Annotated in this window: 18 protein-coding genes; 12 read left to right on the plus strand and 6 right to left on the minus strand. The window is 43.1% G+C overall.

All coding sequences use genetic code 11. The features are described from left to right. Positions 1-72 precede the first annotated feature (72 nt). Positions 73-2,001 (plus strand): alpha-amylase family glycosyl hydrolase, encoded by a 1,929-nt coding sequence (locus CYLST_RS03985; RefSeq protein WP_015206420.1) that lies wholly within the window; start codon positions 73-75, stop codon positions 1,999-2,001. 505 nt (positions 2,002-2,506) lie between these two features. Then, complete coding sequence (locus CYLST_RS03990) at positions 2,507-3,301, plus strand: hypothetical protein (RefSeq protein ID WP_015206421.1); 795 nt, start codon at positions 2,507-2,509, stop codon at positions 3,299-3,301. 9 nt (positions 3,302-3,310) lie between these two features. On the opposite strand, the gene cobO is transcribed toward CYLST_RS03990, so the two are convergent. Then, positions 3,311-3,991: a cob(I)yrinic acid a,c-diamide adenosyltransferase gene (gene cobO, locus CYLST_RS03995; protein WP_015206422.1), complete on the minus strand. Its 681-nt coding sequence runs from the start codon at positions 3,989-3,991 to the stop codon at positions 3,311-3,313. A gap of 292 nt (positions 3,992-4,283) precedes the next feature. Here cobO and CYLST_RS04000 point away from each other — a divergent pair, with 292 nt between their 5' ends. The 3 genes from CYLST_RS04000 (at position 4,284) to CYLST_RS04010 (ending at position 10,060) form a co-directional block, all read left to right on the plus strand. Continuing rightward, a complete protein-coding gene (locus tag CYLST_RS04000) occupies positions 4,284-4,796 on the plus strand; it encodes an O-acetyl-ADP-ribose deacetylase (protein ID WP_015206423.1) in 513 nt (170 codons plus the stop codon). 44 nt (positions 4,797-4,840) lie between these two features. Next, entirely contained in the window at positions 4,841-5,992 is a 1,152-nt protein-coding gene (locus tag CYLST_RS04005) for a homospermidine biosynthesis protein (protein WP_015206424.1), read from the plus strand. A gap of 288 nt (positions 5,993-6,280) precedes the next feature. Then, the gene (locus tag CYLST_RS04010; RefSeq protein ID WP_015206425.1) at positions 6,281-10,060 is read left to right on the plus strand and encodes a tetratricopeptide repeat protein; all 3,780 of its coding nucleotides are present in this window, start codon (positions 6,281-6,283) and stop codon (positions 10,058-10,060) included. A 148-nt stretch (positions 10,061-10,208) separates the two neighbouring features. On the opposite strand, the gene CYLST_RS04015 is transcribed toward CYLST_RS04010, so the two are convergent. Further along, positions 10,209-10,397 (minus strand): hypothetical protein, encoded by a 189-nt coding sequence (locus CYLST_RS04015; RefSeq protein ID WP_015206426.1) that lies wholly within the window; start codon positions 10,395-10,397, stop codon positions 10,209-10,211. Positions 10,398-10,529: 132 nt separating this feature from the next. Then, complete coding sequence (locus CYLST_RS04020) at positions 10,530-10,991, minus strand: hypothetical protein (RefSeq protein ID WP_015206427.1); 462 nt, start codon at positions 10,989-10,991, stop codon at positions 10,530-10,532. Positions 10,992-11,070: 79 nt separating this feature from the next. Here CYLST_RS04020 and CYLST_RS04025 point away from each other — a divergent pair, with 79 nt between their 5' ends. Further along, entirely contained in the window at positions 11,071-11,433 is a 363-nt protein-coding gene (locus CYLST_RS04025) for a VOC family protein (protein WP_015206428.1), read from the plus strand. Positions 11,434-11,627: 194 nt separating this feature from the next. Beyond that, positions 11,628-12,944, plus strand: coding sequence for a recombinase family protein (locus CYLST_RS04030; protein ID WP_015206429.1), 1,317 nt, complete (start codon positions 11,628-11,630; stop codon positions 12,942-12,944). A 35-nt stretch (positions 12,945-12,979) separates the two neighbouring features. On the opposite strand, the gene CYLST_RS04035 is transcribed toward CYLST_RS04030, so the two are convergent. After that, positions 12,980-14,566, minus strand: coding sequence for a hypothetical protein (locus CYLST_RS04035; protein WP_015206430.1), 1,587 nt, complete (start codon positions 14,564-14,566; stop codon positions 12,980-12,982). A 259-nt stretch (positions 14,567-14,825) separates the two neighbouring features. Between CYLST_RS04035 and CYLST_RS04040 the strand changes: the two genes are divergently transcribed. After that, the gene (locus tag CYLST_RS04040; protein ID WP_015206431.1) at positions 14,826-16,448 is read left to right on the plus strand and encodes an ArnT family glycosyltransferase; all 1,623 of its coding nucleotides are present in this window, start codon (positions 14,826-14,828) and stop codon (positions 16,446-16,448) included. 216 nt (positions 16,449-16,664) lie between these two features. Here the strand turns inward: CYLST_RS04040 and CYLST_RS04045 are convergent, their stop codons facing one another. Next, positions 16,665-17,051 carry a hypothetical protein gene (locus tag CYLST_RS04045; RefSeq protein ID WP_015206433.1) on the minus strand — a complete coding sequence of 129 codons (387 nt, stop codon included), beginning with the start codon at positions 17,049-17,051 and terminating at the stop codon, positions 16,665-16,667. Between the two features lie 478 nt (positions 17,052-17,529). Between CYLST_RS04045 and CYLST_RS04055 the strand changes: the two genes are divergently transcribed. After that, complete coding sequence (locus CYLST_RS04055) at positions 17,530-19,434, plus strand: chloride channel protein (protein WP_015206434.1); 1,905 nt, start codon at positions 17,530-17,532, stop codon at positions 19,432-19,434. Between the two features lie 74 nt (positions 19,435-19,508). On the opposite strand, the gene CYLST_RS04060 is transcribed toward CYLST_RS04055, so the two are convergent. Further along, positions 19,509-19,922, minus strand: coding sequence for an AbrB family transcriptional regulator (locus tag CYLST_RS04060; protein ID WP_015206435.1), 414 nt, complete (start codon positions 19,920-19,922; stop codon positions 19,509-19,511). 391 nt (positions 19,923-20,313) lie between these two features. On the opposite strand from CYLST_RS04060, the gene CYLST_RS04065 reads away from it, so the two are divergent. The 3 genes from CYLST_RS04065 to pyrR all read left to right on the plus strand — a co-directional run bounded on the left by CYLST_RS04065 (position 20,314) and on the right by pyrR (position 22,361). Next, positions 20,314-20,757, plus strand: a complete 444-nt coding sequence (locus tag CYLST_RS04065; protein ID WP_015206436.1) for an Rrf2 family transcriptional regulator — start codon at positions 20,314-20,316, stop codon at positions 20,755-20,757. A gap of 32 nt (positions 20,758-20,789) precedes the next feature. After that, positions 20,790-21,755, plus strand: coding sequence for an adenosylcobinamide-phosphate synthase CbiB (cbiB, locus tag CYLST_RS04070; RefSeq protein WP_015206437.1), 966 nt, complete (start codon positions 20,790-20,792; stop codon positions 21,753-21,755). A gap of 69 nt (positions 21,756-21,824) precedes the next feature. Then, a complete protein-coding gene (pyrR, locus tag CYLST_RS04075) occupies positions 21,825-22,361 on the plus strand; it encodes a bifunctional pyr operon transcriptional regulator/uracil phosphoribosyltransferase PyrR (protein WP_015206438.1) in 537 nt (178 codons plus the stop codon). Positions 22,362-22,434 lie beyond the last annotated feature (73 nt).

Consider the following 22,434-nt stretch of genomic DNA (forward strand, 5'->3'; position numbering starts at 1 on the left):
TTACACAGAGTACAGACAAGTACTGAACTCATACTCTGCAAACTTTAATCCTCAGAGATTTTAAACTTTCTTATGGTACAAACTCCCCCATCCCCGTCTTCACCCGATCAATACAAGGTTGATGCTGAAAAGACAACAGTAGAAGCTATTATACAAGCCTCGACATCAGAGACAGAGATTGATCTAGAGTTCCTTTACACCAGAGATATTGAATTTCGTCAGGAAACTATTTACTTTCTCGTGGTTGATCGGTTTCATGACGGTGATCCAGATAATAGTGAAGGTGCTAACTCAGAACTATATGATCCCACTGGAAAAGATTGGGGTAAATATTGGGGTGGCGACTTGCAAGGCGTCATCGATAAATTGGACTATTTGCAAAAAATGGGAGTAACTACCCTTTGGTTGACTCCTCTATTTGAGCAGGTGGAAGATTTGTTTATTAGCAATGCAGCAATGCATGGCTATTGGACAAAAGACTTTAAGCGCATAAATCCTCGCTATATTGCTCAAGGAGAAGATCCTTCCTTAAATAATACCCAGGAAGAAAGAAATACGACATTTGACAGCTTAATTGCCGAATTGCACCAGCGCAAAATGAAGTTAGTGCTGGATATTGTCTGCAACCATAGCAGCCCTGATACTAACGGTAGTAAGGGTGAATTATACGACGATGGAGTCAAAATTGCCGACTTCAACAACGATGTCAATAATTGGTATCACCACTACGGGGAAGTGCAAAACTGGGAAGATGAATGGCAAGTGCAAAACTGTGAACTAGCCGGTCTAGCCACCTTCAATGAAAACAATAGTGAATATCGTGAATACATCAAGTCAGCAATTAAACAATGGCTAGACCGGGGTGTGGATGCGCTGCGGGTAGATACTGTCAAGCATATGCCCATCTGGTTTTGGCAAGAATTTACCGGCGATATGATGATTCACAAACCAGATGTGTTTATTTTTGGGGAATGGATTTATAGCAATCCTAGTGACGATCGCTCGGTTGAATTTGCTAACCAGTCAGGCATGACCATTCTGGACTTTGGACTGTGCGTGGCGATTCGGGCGGCACTGGGACAAGGTTCAGAAAACGGATTCCAGACAATTCAATATATTTTTGATCAAGACCATTGCTACAACGGGGCAACTGAGTTAATCACCTTCATTGATAACCATGATATGTCCCGCTTTCAATCGCTGAACCCCGATCCAGCGATGTTGAAAGTAGCGATCGCACTAATTATGACCTCTCGCGGTATTCCCTGCATCTATTACGGCACAGAACAGTATCTGCACGACGATACCGATGGCGGTAACGATCCCTACAACCGCCCAATGATGGAAAAATGGGATAACGATACAGAAATTTATCGTAATATCAGATTGCTGTCTGGGTTGCGGCGACTAAATCCCGCTGTAGCAATGGGTAGCCAATGGCCAAAGTATCTCACACCTGATATTTACTGCTATGTGCGCCGTTATCGTGATTCACTGTGTTTTGTGGCACTCAACCGAGGGGGAGAAGTCACTCTCCCAGAAGTTGAAACTGAACTACCCGACGGTGAACATACCTGTGCAGTAACTCGCAATAAGTATGAAGTCAAGGACGGCAAGATTTATAACTTGCAACTAGAAGAACGGGGCGTGATTGTTTTCAGCCACGTTGGGGAACGCATTAAAGGACAAACGATTGTGCGCGTACAACTCAATGGCGTGAATACCCAACCAGGGGAAACCATTGTTGTGACTGGGGACTGCCCAGAGTTGGGTAACTGGGATATTGCCAAGGCATATCCTCTAGAGTACATCAACGCCAATACTTGGTTTGGGGAGATTCCCTTTGATGAGAGTACTGGTAACTTGATCAGTTATAAATATGCCATGTGGCGCGAAGGGCGATCGCCTTTGCGGGAAAATTTGGTAAATCGCCGTTGGGTAATTGCCAAAGAAGGTACTGTGAAATGGCGAGACACTTGGGCTACAGGTAGGGAATGTTAGAAATAGCAAATCGGTAATTGCTAATCTTGACTTTAGGTTTGTAGTCAGCACTTCAGTGCTTGCCCTGTAATCAAATACATAGTTTGTCCCAAAATTTATTTGGGAAAATCTTAGGAGCTACTGCGGAATTAATAGACTTTCCGTTGTAGCTCTTTATATTCCCAGGAGAGTCTGATGCACCTGGGAAAAAATATCAATAGTTTTTCAACCTAAAAATGCCAAAGTTTAAGATCTCAAAAACCAGATTTCGATTAAGGATGTTAAATTTTTCATTCACATCCCCCAATTGGATGAATCTGTTGGGTGAAGCAATCATTACCTCGGCGCTGGTAATTTCAGATAATTGGACTAATTTACAGAAAAACTTCAGCTTTTGACCATTTTTTATTCTAGAGAATATAGATCAATAGATCAAACCTTCGATGGAGCCTTGAACAATAGGTATTTGGTTATTGTTTAGGTGATTTGCAGAGGAAATAGTCAAATTTTTAACAGGAGAAATCGGGTGCTTAACAACATTTCTAAATTTTTTCCCTCGCATCGGTGGAAAATTCCCTTTGTTGGCTTGCTTCTAGCCTCTGGTATAGTTGGCGTTGGTGTTGTGGGTCAGCAAACTAAACCAGTGCTGAGTAACCAAATCGAAAAATTCCCTTCATTTACGGCGCAAACTATCGATGCTCCCACTTCAACGAAAACTCCCCTTTTATCGCGACTCAGAGAAGTTCGAGAACAAAGAAGTCAAACCCAGAGTGCTGCTTTTGAAAGTAAAAATTTAGAGAAGCTTGATCAGCCCAAACTAGCAAATTCAACTATTGTTCGCTCTAAACTAGTATCTTCTGCCAGCTTATCGAAGAATGTGGAAACAGTAGCTACAGCTACAAAAGAACTAGGAGTATTACCAACAGTAAATTTCCCCAAAAAAGATGGGATTTATCTTTATGGTCAATCCACACAACCAAACCAGCCTGGTGAAGGCTATATTGTCTTTCAGAAGCAACAATCTAGGGTGATGGGTGCGTTGTATACGCCCAATTCTGAGTTTAGTTGTTTTCAGGGTACAGTCGGCCAGTCAGGAGAGTTAGCGATGACGGTGACTGCTTCACCTGGTGAAGGTAGCACGACTCAAGTATCAACAACCAGTAAAATCCCAAAAGTTAGCGATGATGAGTCATTCACTTATGCCTACTCGGTAGAACTGCAAGACTATAATCGGCTAAATTCTCTCAGTGCTAACGATCGCCGAATCTTGCGGATCTGCAATCAAGTTTCAAATGGTTCCTACAGCAAGCTAGTCAACTAAAGACATTGCTTAATACTCAATTCCCGGTTGTGCTTTCACGCCTTGATCGCGGAAAGGATGCTTAACCAGGGTCATTTCTGTTACTAGGTCTGCTCGCTCAATTAAAGCTGGTGGTGCGCCTCTACCGGTGAGAATAACGTGTTTATCTGGTGGTTTTTGTGCTAGACCTGCTAAAACTTGCTCAACTTGTAAATAACCCATTTTGAGAGCAATATTGATTTCATCTAACAGCACCAGTTTGAAGTCTGGGTTGCGGATGTATTCTAAGGATTTGTCCCAAGCGGCGCTGGCTTTGTCGAGATCGCGATCGCGATCTTGGGTTTCCCAGGTGAAGCCTTCACCCATCGCGTGGAACTCTAACTGGTCTTGCCAATGGTCGAAAACCCGCTTCTCTGAAGGTTCCCAGCCACCTTTGATGTATTGAACGATCGCTACTTTGTAACCATGACCAAGCGATCGCAACACCATCCCCAAAGCCGCAGTCGTTTTCCCCTTACCGTTACCAGTATTGACAATAATTAACCCTTTTTCTGGTACAGCTTGAGCTATGCGCTGATCCTGCACTTCCTTGCGGCGCTGCATCTTTTTGCGGTACTGGTCATCATTGAGAGATGATGAGGACATTACCTCGTCAATCAAGCGTGTAATTTCTTTATCTGAATTTAATTCTTCTGGTGTATCGCTTTTCATTAACCTTGGTTAGAAATAATTGTTACTAATAAGAAAACGTCTTAATATGATGTTGTTTATCAGATTTAACTGAAATGGCATTCAAAGATATATACATTAAGATTACACAATAAAATCTTAAGACAATGTTAGCTTTTTTGGATTCTTAGATAAGTACATAAAACTCTAGCATATACCAACTAAATTAACTTGAGATTATTGCTATTTTAAATAAATTAATAGCTTTATTAAAGCATTTTAGTAAAAAAAAATTGTCATTTACTCTAACTAAGGAAGTGAGGACAGATCCACCATGATTGAAATTATCGAAGGTGATATTACGCAGCTAGCAGTAGATGCGATCGTCAATGCAGCGAATGAAGAACTGATGACTGGTGGGGGTGTGTGCGGTGCAATTCACCGTGCCGCTGGGCCAGGTCTTTGGGAAGAATGTCGGCAGATTAGAGGCTGTGAACCTGGTGCAGCCAAGATTACCAAAGGCTATAACCTGCCTGCTAAATGGGTAATTCACACCGTTGGCCCAGTGTGGTCAGGTGGAAATTACGACGAAGATGAGGTGTTAGCCAGTTGTTACCGTCATAGTTTGGCTTTAGCAAACGAATACCAAATTAAAACTATTGCTTTCCCAGCCATTAGCACAGGCGCTTATGGTTTTCCGATGGTACGCGCTAGCAAAATTGCAGTCACTGAAGTTAACAAGTTTTTACACAGCCATAACTTACCAGAACAAGTTATTTTCGTTTGTTTTGGAAAAAGTGCCTATGATTCATACTTAGATGTTATGAAAGAATCGGCTGAAATCTAGATAACATTAGATGCGGCGTGTTTACTCTATGGGAGCTACCAAAAATGTCAAAACAGCAGGGTCAAAAAATCACACCCACACCTATGCCAACCGATATCGGGGTGGTTGATTTAATTGATAATTACTTCACCGCTTACAACTCGGCGCGGCTGCGGGAAATCTGTAAACTGCTGAGTCAGGAAATGCTAACAGAAGGTGTCACTGTGGGAGTTAGTCTTTCCGGTGCTTTGACACCAGCAGGATTTGGGGTTTCTGCCCTTGCGCCCTTAATTCGCAACGGCTTTATTGATTGGATGATTAGTACTGGTGCAAATCTTTATCATGATATGCACTTTGGGTTGGGTTTTGAACTCTTTACTGGTAATCCATTTTTGGATGATGTGAAACTGCGCCAAGAAGGCACCATCCGGATTTATGACATTATCTTTAGCTACGAAGTGCTGTTGGAAACCGATGCTTTCATCCGCAAAATTCTTCAAGGGGAAGCATTTCAGAAGCGGATGGGAACCGCTGAGTTTCACTATCTGCTGGGTAAGTATGTGCGGGAAGTAGAAAAGCAATTGGGGGTGCAACATTCTTGTTTACTAGCCACAGCTTACGAGTATGGCGTACCGATTTACACTTCTTCTCCAGGAGATAGTTCGATTGGGATGAACGTGGCTGCATTGGCGTTGGAAGGTTCCCAGTTGGTGATAGATCCGTCAATTGATGTGAATGAAACAGCTGCGATCGCCTACGGTGCGCGAGAATCTGAAGGTAAAAGCGCAGCAGTCATTATTGGTGGTGGCAGTCCCAAAAACTTTTTGCTACAAACGCAACCGCAAATTCACGAGGTGCTGGGGCTAGAAGAACGGGGACACGATTACTTTATCCAGTTTACTGATGCGCGTCCTGATACCGGCGGTTTATCAGGGGCAACTCCTGCGGAAGCTGTCAGTTGGGGTAAAATTGATCCACTGGAGTTACCCAACACGATTGTTTGTTACACCGATAGCACAATCGCTTTACCACTGGTGACAGCTTACGTGATGAATCAGTGTCAGCCTCGTCCCCTAAAGCGGCTGTACGACCAGCGAGAAGCATTGTATGACAAACTACAAAAAGATTATCTAGCGGCTAAAGACAAGCCATCTGTAGCTGATGGTAAATCAGAGGAAGTAGCGACTTATCCCTGCGGTACACCTGTTAAGAGGTAATAGCCAGTCCGTTTAATTTCTGAGAAGAACCCCACCCCCGCAAAGCTACGCTTTACGTCCCCTCCCCGCTGGCGAGGAGGGGGTGTACACACAAGTTATCCGATTACCCAAAAATCTTGAAAAACCTCAAAGAGTCCTGACGGACATCCCTCTCCTTGCAAAGGAGAGGGACAGGTTATGCGTAGCAGAACCAGGGTGAGGTAATTGCAAGCTGGAATTGCTTAAATATTGCCGTCTCAACTGCACAGGGCTACGATGTAATCTTAAGTACCTGAGGAGTCAAACCCTGTGCCAGTTATCAAAATTCGGGAAGAACGGCAAACAGAGAAAGGGTTTGAGGCAGTTTTGCAATTTGACAGCGGAGAATACCCAATTACAATTACTGACCCCTTCACCTCCCAGGAAGAAAAACAATTAGAGTGGTATTTTGAAGACTGGGTGACGTTTCCCTTTAGTGACATTAGCATTGCAGAAAGGGCAGCAGCCAGCGTTAAAACCTACGGGGAAAGGCTGTTTGAGCAAGTTTTCAAGAAAGATTTCAACGCTTACGGACAATATCAACAACTGCGGGGAAATCTCAGTCAGGTACAAATAGAAATTGTTGGTAAAACTCCAGAATTTCAAGCATTGCATTGGGAAGCGCTACATGACCCAGACTTAACCCGACCCCTAGCAGTAGACTGTGTAATGGTGCGGAAGAGTAGCAAACCTGCCCCTGTGTCTGCAAATGTGCAACCATCAGCACTGATAAATCTGCTGATAGTGGTAGCGCGTCCCGATGAAGAAAAAGATGTGGGTTATCGGACAATTTCTCGCCCGATGATGGAGGTGATAGAAAATGGCCAGTTGCGGGTAAATGTGGAATTGCTGCGTCCGGGAACTTATGAAGCTTTATCTAGGCATTTGGAAGAAAAAGGCGCGGGTTTTTATCACGTAATTCATCTGGATATGCACGGGGCGCTGATGAGTTATGAAGAGGTGCAGGAACCCAGGCAAGCAAATCGTTATTTTTATAAAGGGCGTTATGGGCGGGATGATTTGCAGAAGTTTGACGGTGTAAAGGCGTTTGTCTGCTTTGAGGGCGAGACTCAGGGGAAAGTTGATTTGGTGGAAGCGTCGGAGTTAGCCGGTTTGTTGACAGGTAAGGGTATTCCGGTTTGCATTCTCAATGCTTGTCAGTCAGGGAAACAGGTGAAACCTAACCCCCCAGCCCCCTTCCCTAGCAGGGAAGGGGGAGAAGAAGAACTCCCCTCCCCGCGTCGGGGAGGGGTTGGGGGAGAGGTCAGAGAAACGAGTTTGGGAAGTCGGTTGATGACGGCGGGAATGCAGATGGTTGTGGCGATGGGGTATTCTGTCACCGTGTCGGCGGCTAAGTTGATGATGGAACAGCTTTATAAACATTTGTTTGATCACAAACCCATCTCTGAGGCGATAAGGTTGGGGCGGCGGGAACTGTTTAATGATAAGGAACGGAAAGCTTCTTATAACAAGTTTATTAATTTAGAAGATTGGCTTTTGCCTGTGGTTTATTCTAATCAGGCGGTGCAGTTTAATTTACGGACATTTACGCCGGAAGAAGAAGAGAAATATTGGGAAACTTTCGGTAGTCAATATCGCTTCCCGTTGCCGGAATATGGATTTGTGGGACGGGATTTGGAGATTCTCAAAATTGAGAAGGCTTTGCTAAGACACAATATATTGCTGTTGCAGGGAATGGGGGGAACCGGGAAAACTACGCTGTTAAGTTATCTGCGGGAATGGTGGCAGAGAACGAACTTTGTTAAAAATATTTTCTATTTTGGCTATGATTTAAAGGCGTGGACGCTGACACAAATTTTGTTTGATATTGGGACTCAGGTATATAGCCGTTTTGAACAGGCAAGTTTTCAAGCGATGAGTCAAGGGGCGCAGGTACAGAAATTAGTTGCAAAACTGCGGGCTGAATCTTACGCTTTGATTTTAGATAATTTAGAATCGGTGACGGGGCAACAATTAGCAATTCAAAATACTTTGCCAGAAGAGGAACGTAATCAAATCCGCGATTTTATCGGGCGGTTGGTAGGTGGTAAAACGCGGGTGGTGTTGGGTTCTCGCAGTCGTGAGGAGTGGTTGCAAGCAACGACGTTTAAATACAATATTTATGAGTTGCAAGGTTTAGATAGAGAAGCGCGATCTGAGTTGGCTGAGAAGATTTTAGAACGGAATTTACCTGCACATAAAATTAATGCAATTCGCCAAGATGCAGATTTTATTAAGTTGATGGATTTGTTAGCCGGTTATCCTTTGGCGATGGAAGTTGTGTTAGGGAATTTGCAAAGGCAATCACCCCAACAGATTTTGCAGGGGTTGCAAGGGGCGGATGTGAATTTGGATGTGGTAAGCGAGGATAAGACGAAGAGTATTTTAAAGTGTGTGGAATATTCTCACAGTAATTTGTCGGAAGAGGCGCAAAACTTCCTTTTGTGTTTGGCTCCTTTTAGTGGGTTTATTGACCGTAGAGATATTCTTAATTATGTTAAAAAATTGCAAGAGTTAGAACCATTTAAAACTTATCAATTTAATAAATTTGATGATGCGATTCAAGAGGCGATTAACTGGGGTTTGTTGTCACCGATTGACCTCTTCCCCAGCCCCTCCCCGACGCAGGGAGGGGGGCAAGAGTCGCCGCTGTTGAGGATTCAGCCTGTTTTTCCTTACTTTTTGAAGAGTAAGTTAGTAACGGTTGATGCTGCGACTCGTAAGGCTTTGCAAGAGGGATTTAAAAATCATTATCTGGGTTTGGCAAATTCCTACAATCAGTTGATGCAATCTAAAGATGCTCAAGAGCGACAATTGGGTATATTCTTCTGTAGGCTGGAATATGAAAATCTTCATAATGGGCTGCAACTTTGTTTAGATAAACAAGAAAGTATTGATATATTCTTTTGTTTATCTAAATACTTTACCTTAAAAAATGACATTCAAGAAAAACTAAAATTATCAGAGTTTGTCTGCAAGGCTCAAGAGTCTTATCCTGATGAAGTGAGAACAGGTGAAATTGGCTTAGAAATTATCATGGCGCTTGATAGACTAGCTTCCTGCTATCTACAAACTCAAGACTATCAGCAAGCAAGAAAGTCATATCAAAAAAATATTGAATCAACTCAAAAACTCAACGGTGTATCAGAAAACCAGATAAAGTCAATGCTTGCAACCACCTACCACCAGTTGGGAATAGTAGCCCAAAAATTGCGGGAATATGAGGAAGCGCGGCGCAATTATCAACTCGCTTTGGCTATCTATATCGAATTTGGCGATCGCTATTCTCAAGCTAGAACCTACCACAATTTGGGATATGTAGCGCAAGAATTGCGGGAATATGAGGAAGCGCGGCGCAATTATCAACTCGCTTTGGCTATCTATATCGAATTTGGCGATCGCTATTCTCAAGCTAGCACCTACCACCAGTTGGGATATGTAGCGCAAGAATTGCGGGAATATGAGGAAGCGCGGCGCAATTATCAACTCGCTTTGGCTATCTATATCGAATTTGGCGATCGCTATGAACAAGCTGGCACCTACCACAATTTGGGAATAGTAGCCCAAGAATTGCGGGAATATGAGGAGGCGCAACGCAATTATCAACAAGCTTTGGCTATCTATATCGAATTTGGTGATCGCTATGAACAAGCTGGCACCTACCACAATTTGGGAATAGTAGCCCAAGAATTGCGGGAATATGAGGAAGCGCGGCGCAATTATCAACTCGCTTTGGCTATTTTCATCGAATTTGGCGATCGCTATTCTCAAGCTAGCGCCTACCACAATGTGGGAATAGTAGCCCAAAATTTGCGGGAATATGAGGAAGCGCGGCGCAATTATCAACTCGCTTTGGCTATCAAAATCGAATTTGGCGATCGCTATTCTCAAGCTAGCACCTACGGACAATTAGGACTACTTGCAGGAGCACAGGAAGACTATGCAGATGCGAGGGTTAATTTGCAGAAAGCGTTGGAGATATTTGTTGAATATAAGGATGAATATAGCGCTGCAATGACTAGGCGGAATTTAGAGAGATTACCAGATTAATGGGAAAGTGATAAATTTTTAAAGCCTAAAGGTTGGTATTAAGCGGCATACTTTTTCAAATTAAGAGTAATCCACTTTCATAAATTATCTCGTAGGGCGGGCGTCTCGCCTGCCCCCGAACAGGCGAGACGCCTGTTCTACAAAACTTTCACTCAGGTAGTCCAAATTTCGCTCTAACATCCTGCACAGAAATTACTCTACCAGCCTGACTGTCAGCGAGTCCAGCCTCAACAACTTGCCTAACATAAATCTCATACATCAAATCATCCCATGTTGAGTTTTCCGGCAATCTGTCAATTAATTTTCGTGCTTCTTCTTTGATGTTTAGCCTTTCCATAGGTTTCGCTCAAAACTGGCTCTATGGCTACATTGTAAGCTGAAAGCAAATTAAGGGCGGGCAAGATGCCCACCCCACAAGAGTTACATTGAATAATGCTTTGGTGGGCTTTGTTCTGGTGGTGTGGCGATGTTAATTGTCTGGTGCTGGTGGGAGGGTTCCAGCGTTACCGGCTGGGGGTTCGGTGTAATCGCAAAATATATTTAGGCCGATTTTGAGAACATATAAAACAATAACAGTTGCGATCGCTGGATCAAGTGGTAAACCATTAGCCGCAGCAAGACTTACAAGTGAAACAATCACCCCTGTCAGCAAAGGCGCACTCCCCGGATTTTTGGTGTATTCTTTGAGTTGACCACGAAAACCCTCATCGCCGCAAAGTTCCTGACGTAGCGCGTTTAGCGTCACTTTCCAGAGAGATTTACCTTCTTTCATCAAAGGTTGCCCATTTTTTTCTATCCATAAATCCTCGAAAGCGCTTTCTATATCGCCATTGCGCTTTTCTAGTGTATCCATCGCCTGTATTGCGGGGGCGTAATCTCGCATCAATTCCCGCATCGCTGCGATTTCAGTAGTTTCTACTTGAACAACCATAAATTATCCTCATTTATTAGTTATTATCCTGCTTCGGCTAAATAGGTGAAAATTTAAATAAATGCGCCTTTTACCCACAATGCAAATTACTCAAAGTCTCCACACCGCTATCCTCGTCACCAACTTAGAACGCTCCGAACATTTTTATGGCAAAGTATTAGGATTAGCCAAAATTGACAGAAATCTGAAATACCCCGGCGCATGGTACCAAATCGGCGACTATCAACTTCACCTCATAGTTGCATCAACTGTTCCCACAGAAAACCCCAACGAAAAATGGGGACGTAACCCCCACATCGCTTTCTCTGTCGTTGACTTAGACACCGCCAAGCAAGAATTACTCAATCAAAATTATCCCATTCAAGCCAGCGCTTCCGGACGCGCCGCCATCTTCACCCAAGATCCAGATGGGAATATTATTGAATTGTCTTCTGCTATATAAAGTGATCAGCTGTCGCATGATTAGGGGGGGCAAGACTTGTACTGAGCTTGTCGAAGTATGCCCACCCCACAAGAGTTTTAAGAGTTTTATAGAATTTAAATATGCTTTCTTATAGCTTTAGCAGCTTAGTTGAGTAGCCCCCTTCCCTCGCAGGGAAGGGGGTTGGGGGTTAGGTTTCTCTTGATAACGGACTAATGAAAATTTTTGCTTACACCTACACCGATCCTTTACTAGAAGCAGTTCCTGATGAAACTAACTGGGGATGGGAGATAGATCGGGTTTATCAAGATTTAGGGAAGCGAGAGTCCTCCGGACACGCTTCGCGAACGCAATTACAACAATTATTAACTGACTGCGAAACCGAAGCAACAGCTTATCTTCTGATTCGCCGCTTAGAAGAATTGGGAGATACATTAGAAGAAGTTAGCGATCGCCTCAATCAACTAGAAGCAATGGGGGTAATGGTAATTGTCACCGAACAACCCTACACGTCAGAACATTCCCATCTCCGGAGCGAATTACTGAATTTGCTACACCAAGTCCAACGTCAACAACGCAGTCGCCGCATCCGCCAAGGACACGCCCGCAGTCGTTTAGATGCTGCACCCCCACCTGGTAAAGCACCCTATGGCTACCGCAGAAGTAAAGAAAAATATACCATCGACCGCAGCACTTCGCCTGTAGTCAAAGATTTTTTTGACAACTTTTTACTTTATGGTTCTTTGCGGGGTGCAGTTCGTCATTTAGCGAAAAGATACGGGAAGAAAATCTCTGTTACCACTGGAAGGCGTTGGCTAACTAATCCAGTCTATCGTGGCGATACGGCTTATCAGAATCAGGAAATTATCTCTAATACCCATATCCCGATAATTTCTAGAGAAGAAGCCGCCCAAGTTGACCGAATTTTGCGCCGTAACAGTCGTTTACCATCTCGAACCGCCAGCGCACCCCGTTCTCTTGCTGGCTTAGTTATCTGTAGTGAGTGTCAATCACATCTAACCGTCACCCGCGTTACCCAGCGCCGTCAAGATAAAGAGTATCTTTATTTACGTTCCACTAGCTGTCCTCAAAACCCAAAATGTCGTGCTATTCCTTATCAAGAAGTTTTAGCACAAACCATTGAAACCGTTTGTCGTGACTTACCTCTAGCGGTTGCGGGGATGGACTTTCCCCAGTTAGATGCGATTAAAAATAGTTTAGGGGATGCGATCGCCCGTCAACAACAAATACTCCAGCAATTACCCGCTTTAATGGAAACTGGGATTTTGGACGAGGAAACAGCAAAGTTAAGGGCTTACAAACTCCGCACAGAAATTTCTGCACTCCTTGCAAAGCTGGCCACCCTCCCACCTGTAAACTTGCGTTCCGTCGCCCAAGCTGTTTCTATTCCCCAATTTTGGTTAGACTTATCAGAAGCGGAACGACGATTTTATTTTCGCGAATTCATTCGGCAAATTGAGATTATTCGCCAAGATAAAGCGTGTACATTGCAAGTAATTTTTATTTTTTAGCAAGTGATCCAGAGGTTTCAAATATCCGAAATTGTCTACTTATCACCCTGAGTTTTGGCAGAAGTTGCAGGTGGTTTACCCGTATTCCGCACATTTACAACTTTACCCAGTAATTCAAACCAAAAAGGCGCACCCATAGAAATAGCAATACCACTCAAAATCCATCCAGGAATCGCAGTTAAAACATTTACAATAGCTGAACCTCTTGGTGTATTTGGTTCCCAATTAAATTGCTGCCTTAAGTTAACATCGTTCCAACCCATCGGTAGAGCAATTTCCGTCAAAATCTGATCAGTTTGATTTTTTACACTTTCTAAATCTGCCGATGAGTTCTTCTGCACTATTTGCCCAGCATTACTAACAATGGCAGCACGAATACCTGTATCTTTTGACAATCTGTTAATGATGTGGAATGCATCTGCATTGGCAATTATAGCAATTCCAACTCCAATTAAAATTGCTACTCCTTTAGCGTTACGCTTGTAGACACCAGAGGCTCGTACCATTGAATTATCGAAGGTTTCTTCAATCTCTTTTCTTAATATATAAATGCCTTCTTCGGTTGTTTTAGCTCTTGTCTGGGCACGCTTGGCTAACATACCCATGTTAGCTACTACCGATGGCGGAAATTTCTTACTGAATTCCTTAAGATTTTCAATGAAGAATTCAAAGGTTTTATAAGCTTCGCTTTCTTTATCCTTAAATTCATTTTCAAATTCTTTGTGAACATCACTACTTAGATTAATTAACTTTACAACTTCGTTGATACTAGGTTGCAATCCTTTGAGGGAAATAGTCTGTTCAGCATTGTCAAAAATATCTTTTCTTAAAAAAATTAATTGTTGCAAGGCTTTGTTAACAAATTCATTTTCTGGCATATCTAGTTGATAGACTTCTATATATCTATTCAAAATTAGTGCCATCCGGTTAATGCTAGTACTTAAATTAAGTTGATCTTTCTGAAAATCTTCAATAATCTTTCCAAAGCCTTGTTCAATTTTATTTGTAAATTCTTCATAAAGGTTATCTGAAAAATTAGTTAGCTTCTCATCCGCTGCATTACTTGCATAGTCCCGTAGCTTTAACAGGATTTTTTGTATTTCATGTAACTGTTCATCTTTAAAATTTATTAGCCTTGATTCAGTTAACTTTTGCACAAGCGTTGGTATTCCTAATGTCTCCATAAGAGTGGTAGCAAAAGTTGCAGCAGGGATATATGATGGCGCACTGCGCTTTTTATATTTTGGATCTCCTTCTTGATTTTCTTTATATCCAAAAATAGTTTTAGTTCTCTTTTCTCCAGATAATGAAAATTTGACTGGAAGAGATGATAAGAACCAAACAAATTTGCGAGGCAAAGTCGTTAAAAATCCTTTTGCTTCTTGATTTACACTTTTAATTAGAGGATGTTCGTATAAGTCATTTACAAGCTTGATTACAGTCTCTTCTTCTGACTTTGTTGCATCACCTGCCACCAGAATTTCAATTGACTTCTTGAGGTGGACAGCACGCCATTGCAGTACCGTAGTAATCAGTTCCTGAATTTCTGAAGCTAACAAACTTAAAATTAAGTAAATAAAAATTAAACCAATGGCTAAATCCAGGATAAAAGGTAGGCTCATTTACAGGCTCCTCTAGACTAATTAACTATTTGGTGTTTGTAATATTTGTATCATTAATCGGCAGAAATGCTTGTTAAATAACTTGAACAATAACGAAGAAAAATTTTCCCGCCAAAAAATCGCACGGTTCAGAAGAAATTGCGTTAATTTGAGATCTAGCAATTGTTCAGGAAATAGGTTGTTACTGGGTGGCAACATGGGAGATTCGCTAGATGTCTCTATGTAATCAAACCAGCAAGTAAAATGATTATCATAGAATATGCAAGAAGGAAGCTTTATTTGGAGTCATCTAGAAAAACAGCATCGCGCAGTTGAGAAATGGGTTGATTGGGTATGGCTGATAGTACTGCTTTTGGCAGCAGTGTTACTGTTTAGCATCAACCTTGGGGGATTGCCGCTACGAGATTGGGATGAAGGTATTGTGGCACAGGTTGCCAGAGAAATTTGGCGTTCCCCAGCAGGTTCATGGCATTGGCTTTACCCAACCCTGAATGGTGTAGCGTACCGAAATTATCCACCCCTAATGCATCTGCTAATTGCTTGGGCTTATTCCCTTGGTGGTGTGAATGAGTGGACAACACGTTTACCGAGTGCAATTTTAACGGCATTTTCCGTACCTTTACTGTATTGTATTGGGCGAGAAATATTTCGCCAACGTTGGGCAGCTATTTATAGCGCCTTGATTTACCTGACAATGCTACCGGTAGTGCGTCACGGGCGGTTGGCAATGTTAGATGGTGCGGTGGTAAGCTTTTTGATGGTGATGATGTTGTGTGTGTTGCGATCGCGCCGAGATTTGCGTTATTGCCTGGGTGTGGGCCTCGGATTTGGGTTGATTTGCCTGACTAAAGGGATGATAGGCTTCTTACTTGGGGCGATCGCGATCGTCTTTCTCTTTTGGGATACACCACGATTACTCACCAATTACTATCTGTGGATTGCAGTCATTCTCGGCAGTCTGCCTGTGGCTTGTTGGTATGTTGCCCAGCTGCTGCACTATGGTTACAACTTCGCTCAAATTGACTTGGTAAATCAATCCCTCAACCGTATTGGTACATTTGCCGAAGGGAAGTCGGAGCCACCTTGGTACTATCTCATAGAAATTATCAAGTGGACATGGCCTTGGCTAGTGTTTTTACCACAGAGTACACGCTTAACCTGGGAAAATCGCAACCTTAGCTGGGCAAAATTGATCATCGTCTGGAGTGGTGTTTATCTACTGCTAATTTCTTTAATGAGCACCAAACTTTCTTGGTACTTATTCCCAATTTATCCCAGTTTAGCCTTAGCCTTTGGTTTCCAACTAGCAGAGATAGAAAACTTGCCTTTAGTCTCATCATCCTATCCCCGCGCTTGGGTAGCTAGTTTGGCAATACTTGCTGTAGTTGCTTCAGCTGGTAGCATTTATTTCAGTTGGGGTAGCCCTCCCAAAACCGACTTACAAATGATTTTTGCCGCAGTAGCTTTGACTATGACTTTAGCCTCAATTTTGGCAGAACGAGGCGACGGGCAATTTTTGAAGATTTTGCTTTGGGGAAGTTATATTTCACTACTGTTGTTAATGAAATCTAACTACTGGGTTTGGGAATTAGGGGAGGCTTATCCTGTGAAACCAGTTGCTGCCATGATCCAGCGGGCCAATCCAGCAGATAAGGAAATCTACACATCTTTTGCCTACCATCGTCCGTCATTGGATTTTTATAGCGATCGCACCATTATTCCCGCTTCTATTAGTGAACTGCAATATTCTTGGCAGTATAGTGGACAACGCTACTTTCTGGTAAATACATCTGCTTTAAAAACTCTCCAACTAAAGCCAATCAAGCTGATTGATCAAGCTGAAGGTTGGCAACTAATTACTAAAGATACCAGTCGGATGTAGAGCGCTTCGCGCGGTAATCGGTAATCGTTAGTGGGTAATCGTTAGTGGGTAATGGGAGGAGAGTGGGGAGACAAGGGAAAAACTTCTTCAATATTTCCCCCTCCCAATTACCAATTACCCACTCATCACTATGATGGGACACGGTATATTAGGAGTATTTTTTGATATAATATTGCCGAATACTGAGAAAGAGGCGATTTATACCAATATTTACACTTATGGAGATTCTCTTCCTGCTTCTTTAGCTTTCTCGGTTCTCGGAACCAGTTGGTAATCGTAGCCCGTGTTTTCCTGGGTGATAGCAATCATACTCAAGAAAATTGCACTGCCCACAGCCAAAGCTAGCACAGGACGTTTGAGAAGGGCAAAATCCCTAATAATCCTAGCTAAGGGTCGGCTTTGACGACGTAGCGCCGAAGCGATCATTATCTGTTTAAAGGTAAACGGATCGCGGACATAATGACCACTTTTACAGACTACTAGGCGTTCCTGGCAATAGGGACAAGTAAACAAGCCGATGCAAGTCTTGACTGGCTTTGTCCTGGTATTTCTTTGGCAAATTGGGCAAGTAACATAATGATTATCAAAGGTGTGTGTATTCATCTACCTCGTCCGCCTAGTCCATTTACGCGCTCTATAACAATAGCTATATTGAATTTTGCTCAACACTTAGTAGGCTCACCAGTATGGTCTAAATATTAGTCGTGAATCACACATACATTTGTCTGACTACTAAGAATAAATCAACGGACACAAAACGAGTATAGCTTGATTCCAGTCAGCGTGACACCTAGTTACTACTTATAATGAAAGTATTATATATTGTAAGTAATTAACTTTTTTCTGTATAGAAAATAGCGTCTGTGCTCACCCAAATTTAGCAATGATTGTTGACCATTGACTATTAATTCTCTCCCATTTAACCATTCTCCCCACAAAAATTGTGAGTAGTTGCATTTTTTTTCCAAACCTTTGTAAATCAAGCGAATCAAGCATACTTGTCTGGTTGCTAAATAATGGCTCACAATGAGAAGTAACAGATAAAAATTTAAATTTTTTCTTACATTTACCCCGCCACTCCATGACTCTCTTGCCTCCCACTCAACTGAGGAAGGTAACGGAACCACCTGCTTTTCCTACACCTTCCGCTCGTTTAACCCAGATAATTAACCGTATTCAACCGTCCCCAGAAACAGTTGTGCTATTTTTAGCCATTCTAATTGGTGGCAGCACGGGTATGGGTGTGGTCACATTTCACTACTTAATCCAGCTGACTCATGACCTAATGCTGGAAAATTTAATGGGTGAGATTGGCTTTTGGGGTGCTTGGACTTTAGCCTGCGTTCCCACCCTAGGTGGACTCATCGTTGGTTTAATGCGCTGGCGCACTCAAGACTTTGGCCCTGGACTTTCATCTCTCATCGCCGTTTCTCAAGGAACAGAGGTCAAGCGACAACTGCGACCAGTGACAAAGATGCTGGCCGCAGCTGTTTCTTTAGGTAGTGGCGCTTCTTTAGGCCCAGAGGGTCCGAGTGTAGAAATTGGCACAAATTTTGGGGTGTTGTTGTCTGATGTGCTACAAGTCTCTCAAGAGCGACAGCGTTTGCTTTTGGGTGCTGGTGCTGCGGCTGGGTTAGCCGCTGGATTTAATGCTCCCATCGCCGGAGTATTTTTTGCCCTAGAGGTAGTGATGGGAGCTACATCTTTTGCCACTTCTGCTGTGAGTGTGGTGCTACTAGCGGCGGTGGTAGCATCGTTAGTTGCTCAAATTGGTTTGGGGGCACAACCAGCTTTTACCTTACCTGTTTACCAAGTCCGCAGTCCCCTAGAATTACCCCTGTATCTTGGGTTAGGTTTAGGCGCGAGTCTAGTTTCTCTAACTTATACTGAATCAATTCGGTTAGCAAAAGCCTGCTTTGCTGGGCGGGTTCCTGGGTTTAGTTTTTTGGGACGAATTCCTCAGCCAACTCATCCAATTATTGGCGGTGTGATTGTTGGTGTAGTAGCTTTACAATACCCGCAAATTTTAGGCATCGGTTACGGTACTGTGCAGGCAATGCTTCAAGATCAGGAGTTTTCCCTGAATTTGTTAGTTGCCCTGCTGGTGGTGAAGCTACTGATGACGGCAATTAGTGCCGGTGGTGGGTTTGTCGGTGGGTTGTTTGCACCTGCGATGTTCTTGGGCGCATCTTTTGGCTCGGCTTATGCCAAAGTTCTGGCCCTAATAGCCCCGAACATTGGTGAGCAGATGGCGGCTCCCCCAGCTTATGCAATGGTGGGAATGGCTGCCGTTTTGGCTGGTAGTGTCAGAGCGCCGTTAACAGCTATTTTAATGCTGTTTGAATTAACCCGCGACTACCGCATTGTTTTACCTTTGATGGCAGCGGTGGGTTTGAGTGTGTGGCTAGTGGAACGAATTAAGCCAACCTTTAACTCCAACTCAAATCTACAACAAATTGGTCTTTCTGGGTTAAAGGACGAACAGGCGGAAATTGTGCAGCAAATTTTGGTAGAAGATGCGATGGAATCTTGTCCAAAAAAGCTGCCTGCCACCCTTGGGGTGTTAGAAGCAGCTGTAGAAATGACACGCGATCGCACAAGGAGTGCTTTAGTAATTGATGATGCCGAGCAATTAGTTGGTATTCTTTCGCTAGAGAATATTAACCGCGCCCTTTCTCTTTGGCAAAATTACCCGAATTCGCCTCCGGAAAATCCGGGTGATTTATCTAGTCAAACTCTGATAGACATTTGTACTACTGAAATCCTTTATGCTTGGCATGATGAACCTTTATCTGAGGCTTTAGACCGCATGGCTGTGCGTGGTTTACATCAGTTACCAGTGATAGAACGAGACAACCCCGATCGCATTTTGGGTTTACTAGAAAGGGAGCAAATTGCCTTAACCTGCAATTTGGCCGTCACGCGCAAAGCACTGCGCCGCTATTTACCTGTTTTACCAACAACAGATATAGTTAATAGTCATTAGTCATCGGTCAGTCGTCAGTGTCTAAGATAAATAACTGACCAATGACAACTGACGACTGACTATTGACTATATTATTAAGCTGTAGCTTCTACGGTTTCAGCACCTTCCCTATCTTCTGAGTCTACCTGCCGCAGACGAATGTGCTTTTTCCCTAAAGTGATGAGGAACTCATCACCTGGTTTGAGATTCATCTGTTTTGTATAAGCTGAACCAATCAGTAAATTACCGTTCGATTGCACACTAATTCTATAGCTAGCACTGCGTCCGCCACGACCATTGGCACTAGGCGTACTGTCTAACTGAATGCCCTCTGCATCAATTAGGGCATTTAAGAATTTCATCATATTGACGCGCTCTATCCCGTTTTTGGTAACGGTATAGTAGCCGCACTGTTTGGCTTTGTCTTCTTTGCTCTCTGCCTCTAGCTCCTTGACTTTTCTGAGTAGTTCTTCACCGACTAGGGGTTCAATTTTTTTCTGTTTAGGCATCAACTTAGGTCGAAAACGAATGTTTGAAGTGGTTGAATCGATTTTATTTTAGCTGACGTCGAGCTAATAGGAACAGAATCCTTTAGTTTTGATCTCAGCCTGAATAAGTATATTACACTCATAGGCAGAATTGTTGCGCCATTCCCAATATTTTCCCGACATTTTATAAAATAGAATCATTCTATGCTGATAGCTATATATAGTTTGTGAATTACTGCTAGACTGTACTTGTTTAAGTTTTCTAACGCAACGGGAAAAAGTTGTCTACTTGCTGAGGATCATCATTGGGACAGGGAAATATAAGCAAAGCTGATTCTTAGTTATTAGTTATTAGTCATTGGTCAGTGGCAAAACAACTGACTCTCTCCAACTGACTCTCTCCAACGGACAAATGAAACTAACGACCAGAGGACACTACAGTGTGAAGGCGTTGCTAGATTTGAGTTTACAGACAGGATATGATCCTGTATCTGTAAGAGCGATCGCTAATCGCCAAGATATCCCAGCGCCTTACCTAGAAAAGCTGCTAATAGAAATGCGTCGTGCTGGATTAGTAAAATCAATTCGTGGCAGCGTCGGCGGATACCAATTAGCACGAGAGCCTGCACAAATTTCTATAGGACAAATTTTAGAGGCAGTCGGTGAAACCGTGACTCACTTACCCCATAATGCAGCTACACCTGCACAAGCTGAAGATTGGGTAACATTTACTCTCTGGCAGAGACTCAACCAAAAACTCAAAGAAGCTTTGTACAGTATTACTCTGGCTGATCTCTATTACGATGCTCGTAGCTGGCAAGCATCACTGGGGGAAGAAGCTAGTTTTGTGGTTTAGTCATTAGTCATTAGTCATTGGCAATCATACAAATGACATCTACCATTGTTGTTTTCATCATGGCGGCAATTTTAGATTACTTCGTTGGTGATCCCTGGGGTTGGCCTCATCCAGTGCGAGTTATGGGGTGGGTAATTTCTCGCTTGAGCAAATTTTCTCAGCAATATTGTCAGAGTTCTCTAACACAGCGCCTAGCTGGAATTCTGCTAGGCTTGATCCTAATAATTGGTAGTGGGTTCTTCGGCTTTTTTATAATTCAAAGTGCCAGACGCCTGCATCCTTGGTTGGGAATTGCTTTAGAAAGCATTCTCCTCGCTAGTTGTTTTGCTCTTTCTAGTTTGCGAGCAGCAGCGACAGATGTTTTACAACCTCTCACAACAGGACATCTGGGAGAGGCTCGTCAAATTTTAAGTAATTATGTTGGTCGAGATACAGAAACCCTTTCAGAACCAGAAATCTTACGAGCCGTGCTGGAAACGGTTACAGAAAATGCGACTGATGGGGTAATGGCTCCGCTCTTTTATGCAATTGTGGGTGCGTTTGTGCCTGTTGTCGGGGCCGCTCCCCTAGCTCTAGCATATAAAGCTAGCAGTACCTTGGATTCAATGGTGGGCTATCGGGAAGCACCCTATACTTATTTAGGGTGGTTCAGTGCGCGGTTGGAAGATTGCTTAACTTGGCTTCCTTGTCGGTTAACAGTCATAACTTTGGCACTGCTATCAGCTAAACCCCTCCATGTTTGGCGAATTTGTCGCCGGGATGCACTTACCGATCCCAGTCCCAATTCTGGTTGGAGTGAGTGCGCCTATGCTGCTGTTTTGGGTGTGCAGATGGGGGGTATGAATTGGTATCGCGGAGTAGCGAAAGATAAACCACGGTTAGGAGATGCTATTAATCCCATCACGCCAACTTCTATTTACACAGCTTTGCAATTAACTCAATATTCCTTTTTACTGTGGCTGGGCGTAGCCGCTATATTATTAGTCATTCGTCATTAATTATTGGTCATTGGGGGTAATTGCTTTATTCCCCAATTCCCAATCCTCAATCCCCAATCCCCAATATTTATGTCTGCCAAAGTAGTTGAAATTTTCTCATCAGAAGAAATTCGTCGTACCTTGACTCGTCTTGCCTCTCAGATTGTGGAAAGGACACGTGATTTGTCCCAACTGGTACTCCTCGGTATTTATTCCAGAGGTGTAGTGTTAGCCGAATTATTGGCACGTCAAATTGAGACCCTCGAAGGTGTAAGCGTTTCCGTAGGAGCCTTGGATATTACATTTTATCGTGATGACCTTGACAAAATTGGCTTACGGACTCCAGCGAAAACCGAGATCTCTTTTGACCTCACAGGGAAAACGGTCGTGCTTGTGGACGATGTCATTTTCAAAGGACGGACTATTCGCGCTGCTTTAAATGCAGTTAACGAATACGGTAGACCAGAGGTGATTCGTTTAGCCGTGTTGGTAGATAGGGGGCATCGTGAGGTACCAATTCACCCAGATTTTGTGGGCAAGCAGCTGCCTACTGCTAAAGAAGAGATTGTTAAAGTGTACCTACAAGATTGGGATGGAAGAGATGGGGTGGAGTTGATTGGGGATTAACTAGGGGAAAATTCAAAAACAATTTTCTTGAGTAGTGTTAGACTTCGGCGCCAAGCGAAAAAGTGGGATGAGG

The sequence above is a fragment of the Cylindrospermum stagnale PCC 7417 genome (genome assembly GCF_000317535.1).
Lineage (GTDB): Bacteria > Cyanobacteriota > Cyanobacteriia > Cyanobacteriales > Nostocaceae > Cylindrospermum > Cylindrospermum stagnale.

Bases quoted from the DNA above. Each gene is read 5' to 3' on its own strand.
- CYLST_RS03985 (WP_015206420.1), top strand. From the start codon at position 73: ATGGTACAAACTCCCCCATCCCCGTCTTCACCCGATCAATACAAGGTT.
- cobO (WP_015206422.1), bottom strand. From the start codon at position 3,991: ATGAAAAGCGATACACCAGAAGAATTAAATTCAGATAAAGAAATTACA.
- CYLST_RS04000 (WP_015206423.1), top strand. From the start codon at position 4,284: ATGATTGAAATTATCGAAGGTGATATTACGCAGCTAGCAGTAGATGCG.
- CYLST_RS04005 (WP_015206424.1), top strand. From the start codon at position 4,841: ATGTCAAAACAGCAGGGTCAAAAAATCACACCCACACCTATGCCAACC.
- CYLST_RS04015 (WP_015206426.1), bottom strand. From the start codon at position 10,397: ATGGAAAGGCTAAACATCAAAGAAGAAGCACGAAAATTAATTGACAGA.
- CYLST_RS04020 (WP_015206427.1), bottom strand. From the start codon at position 10,991: ATGGTTGTTCAAGTAGAAACTACTGAAATCGCAGCGATGCGGGAATTG.
- CYLST_RS04025 (WP_015206428.1), top strand. From the start codon at position 11,071: ATGCAAATTACTCAAAGTCTCCACACCGCTATCCTCGTCACCAACTTA.
- CYLST_RS04030 (WP_015206429.1), top strand. From the start codon at position 11,628: ATGAAAATTTTTGCTTACACCTACACCGATCCTTTACTAGAAGCAGTT.
- CYLST_RS04035 (WP_015206430.1), bottom strand. From the start codon at position 14,566: ATGAGCCTACCTTTTATCCTGGATTTAGCCATTGGTTTAATTTTTATT.
- CYLST_RS04040 (WP_015206431.1), top strand. From the start codon at position 14,826: ATGCAAGAAGGAAGCTTTATTTGGAGTCATCTAGAAAAACAGCATCGC.
- CYLST_RS04045 (WP_015206433.1), bottom strand. From the start codon at position 17,051: ATGAATACACACACCTTTGATAATCATTATGTTACTTGCCCAATTTGC.
- CYLST_RS04055 (WP_015206434.1), top strand. From the start codon at position 17,530: ATGACTCTCTTGCCTCCCACTCAACTGAGGAAGGTAACGGAACCACCT.
- CYLST_RS04060 (WP_015206435.1), bottom strand. From the start codon at position 19,922: ATGCCTAAACAGAAAAAAATTGAACCCCTAGTCGGTGAAGAACTACTC.
- CYLST_RS04065 (WP_015206436.1), top strand. From the start codon at position 20,314: ATGAAACTAACGACCAGAGGACACTACAGTGTGAAGGCGTTGCTAGAT.
- cbiB (WP_015206437.1), top strand. From the start codon at position 20,790: ATGACATCTACCATTGTTGTTTTCATCATGGCGGCAATTTTAGATTAC.
- pyrR (WP_015206438.1), top strand. From the start codon at position 21,825: ATGTCTGCCAAAGTAGTTGAAATTTTCTCATCAGAAGAAATTCGTCGT.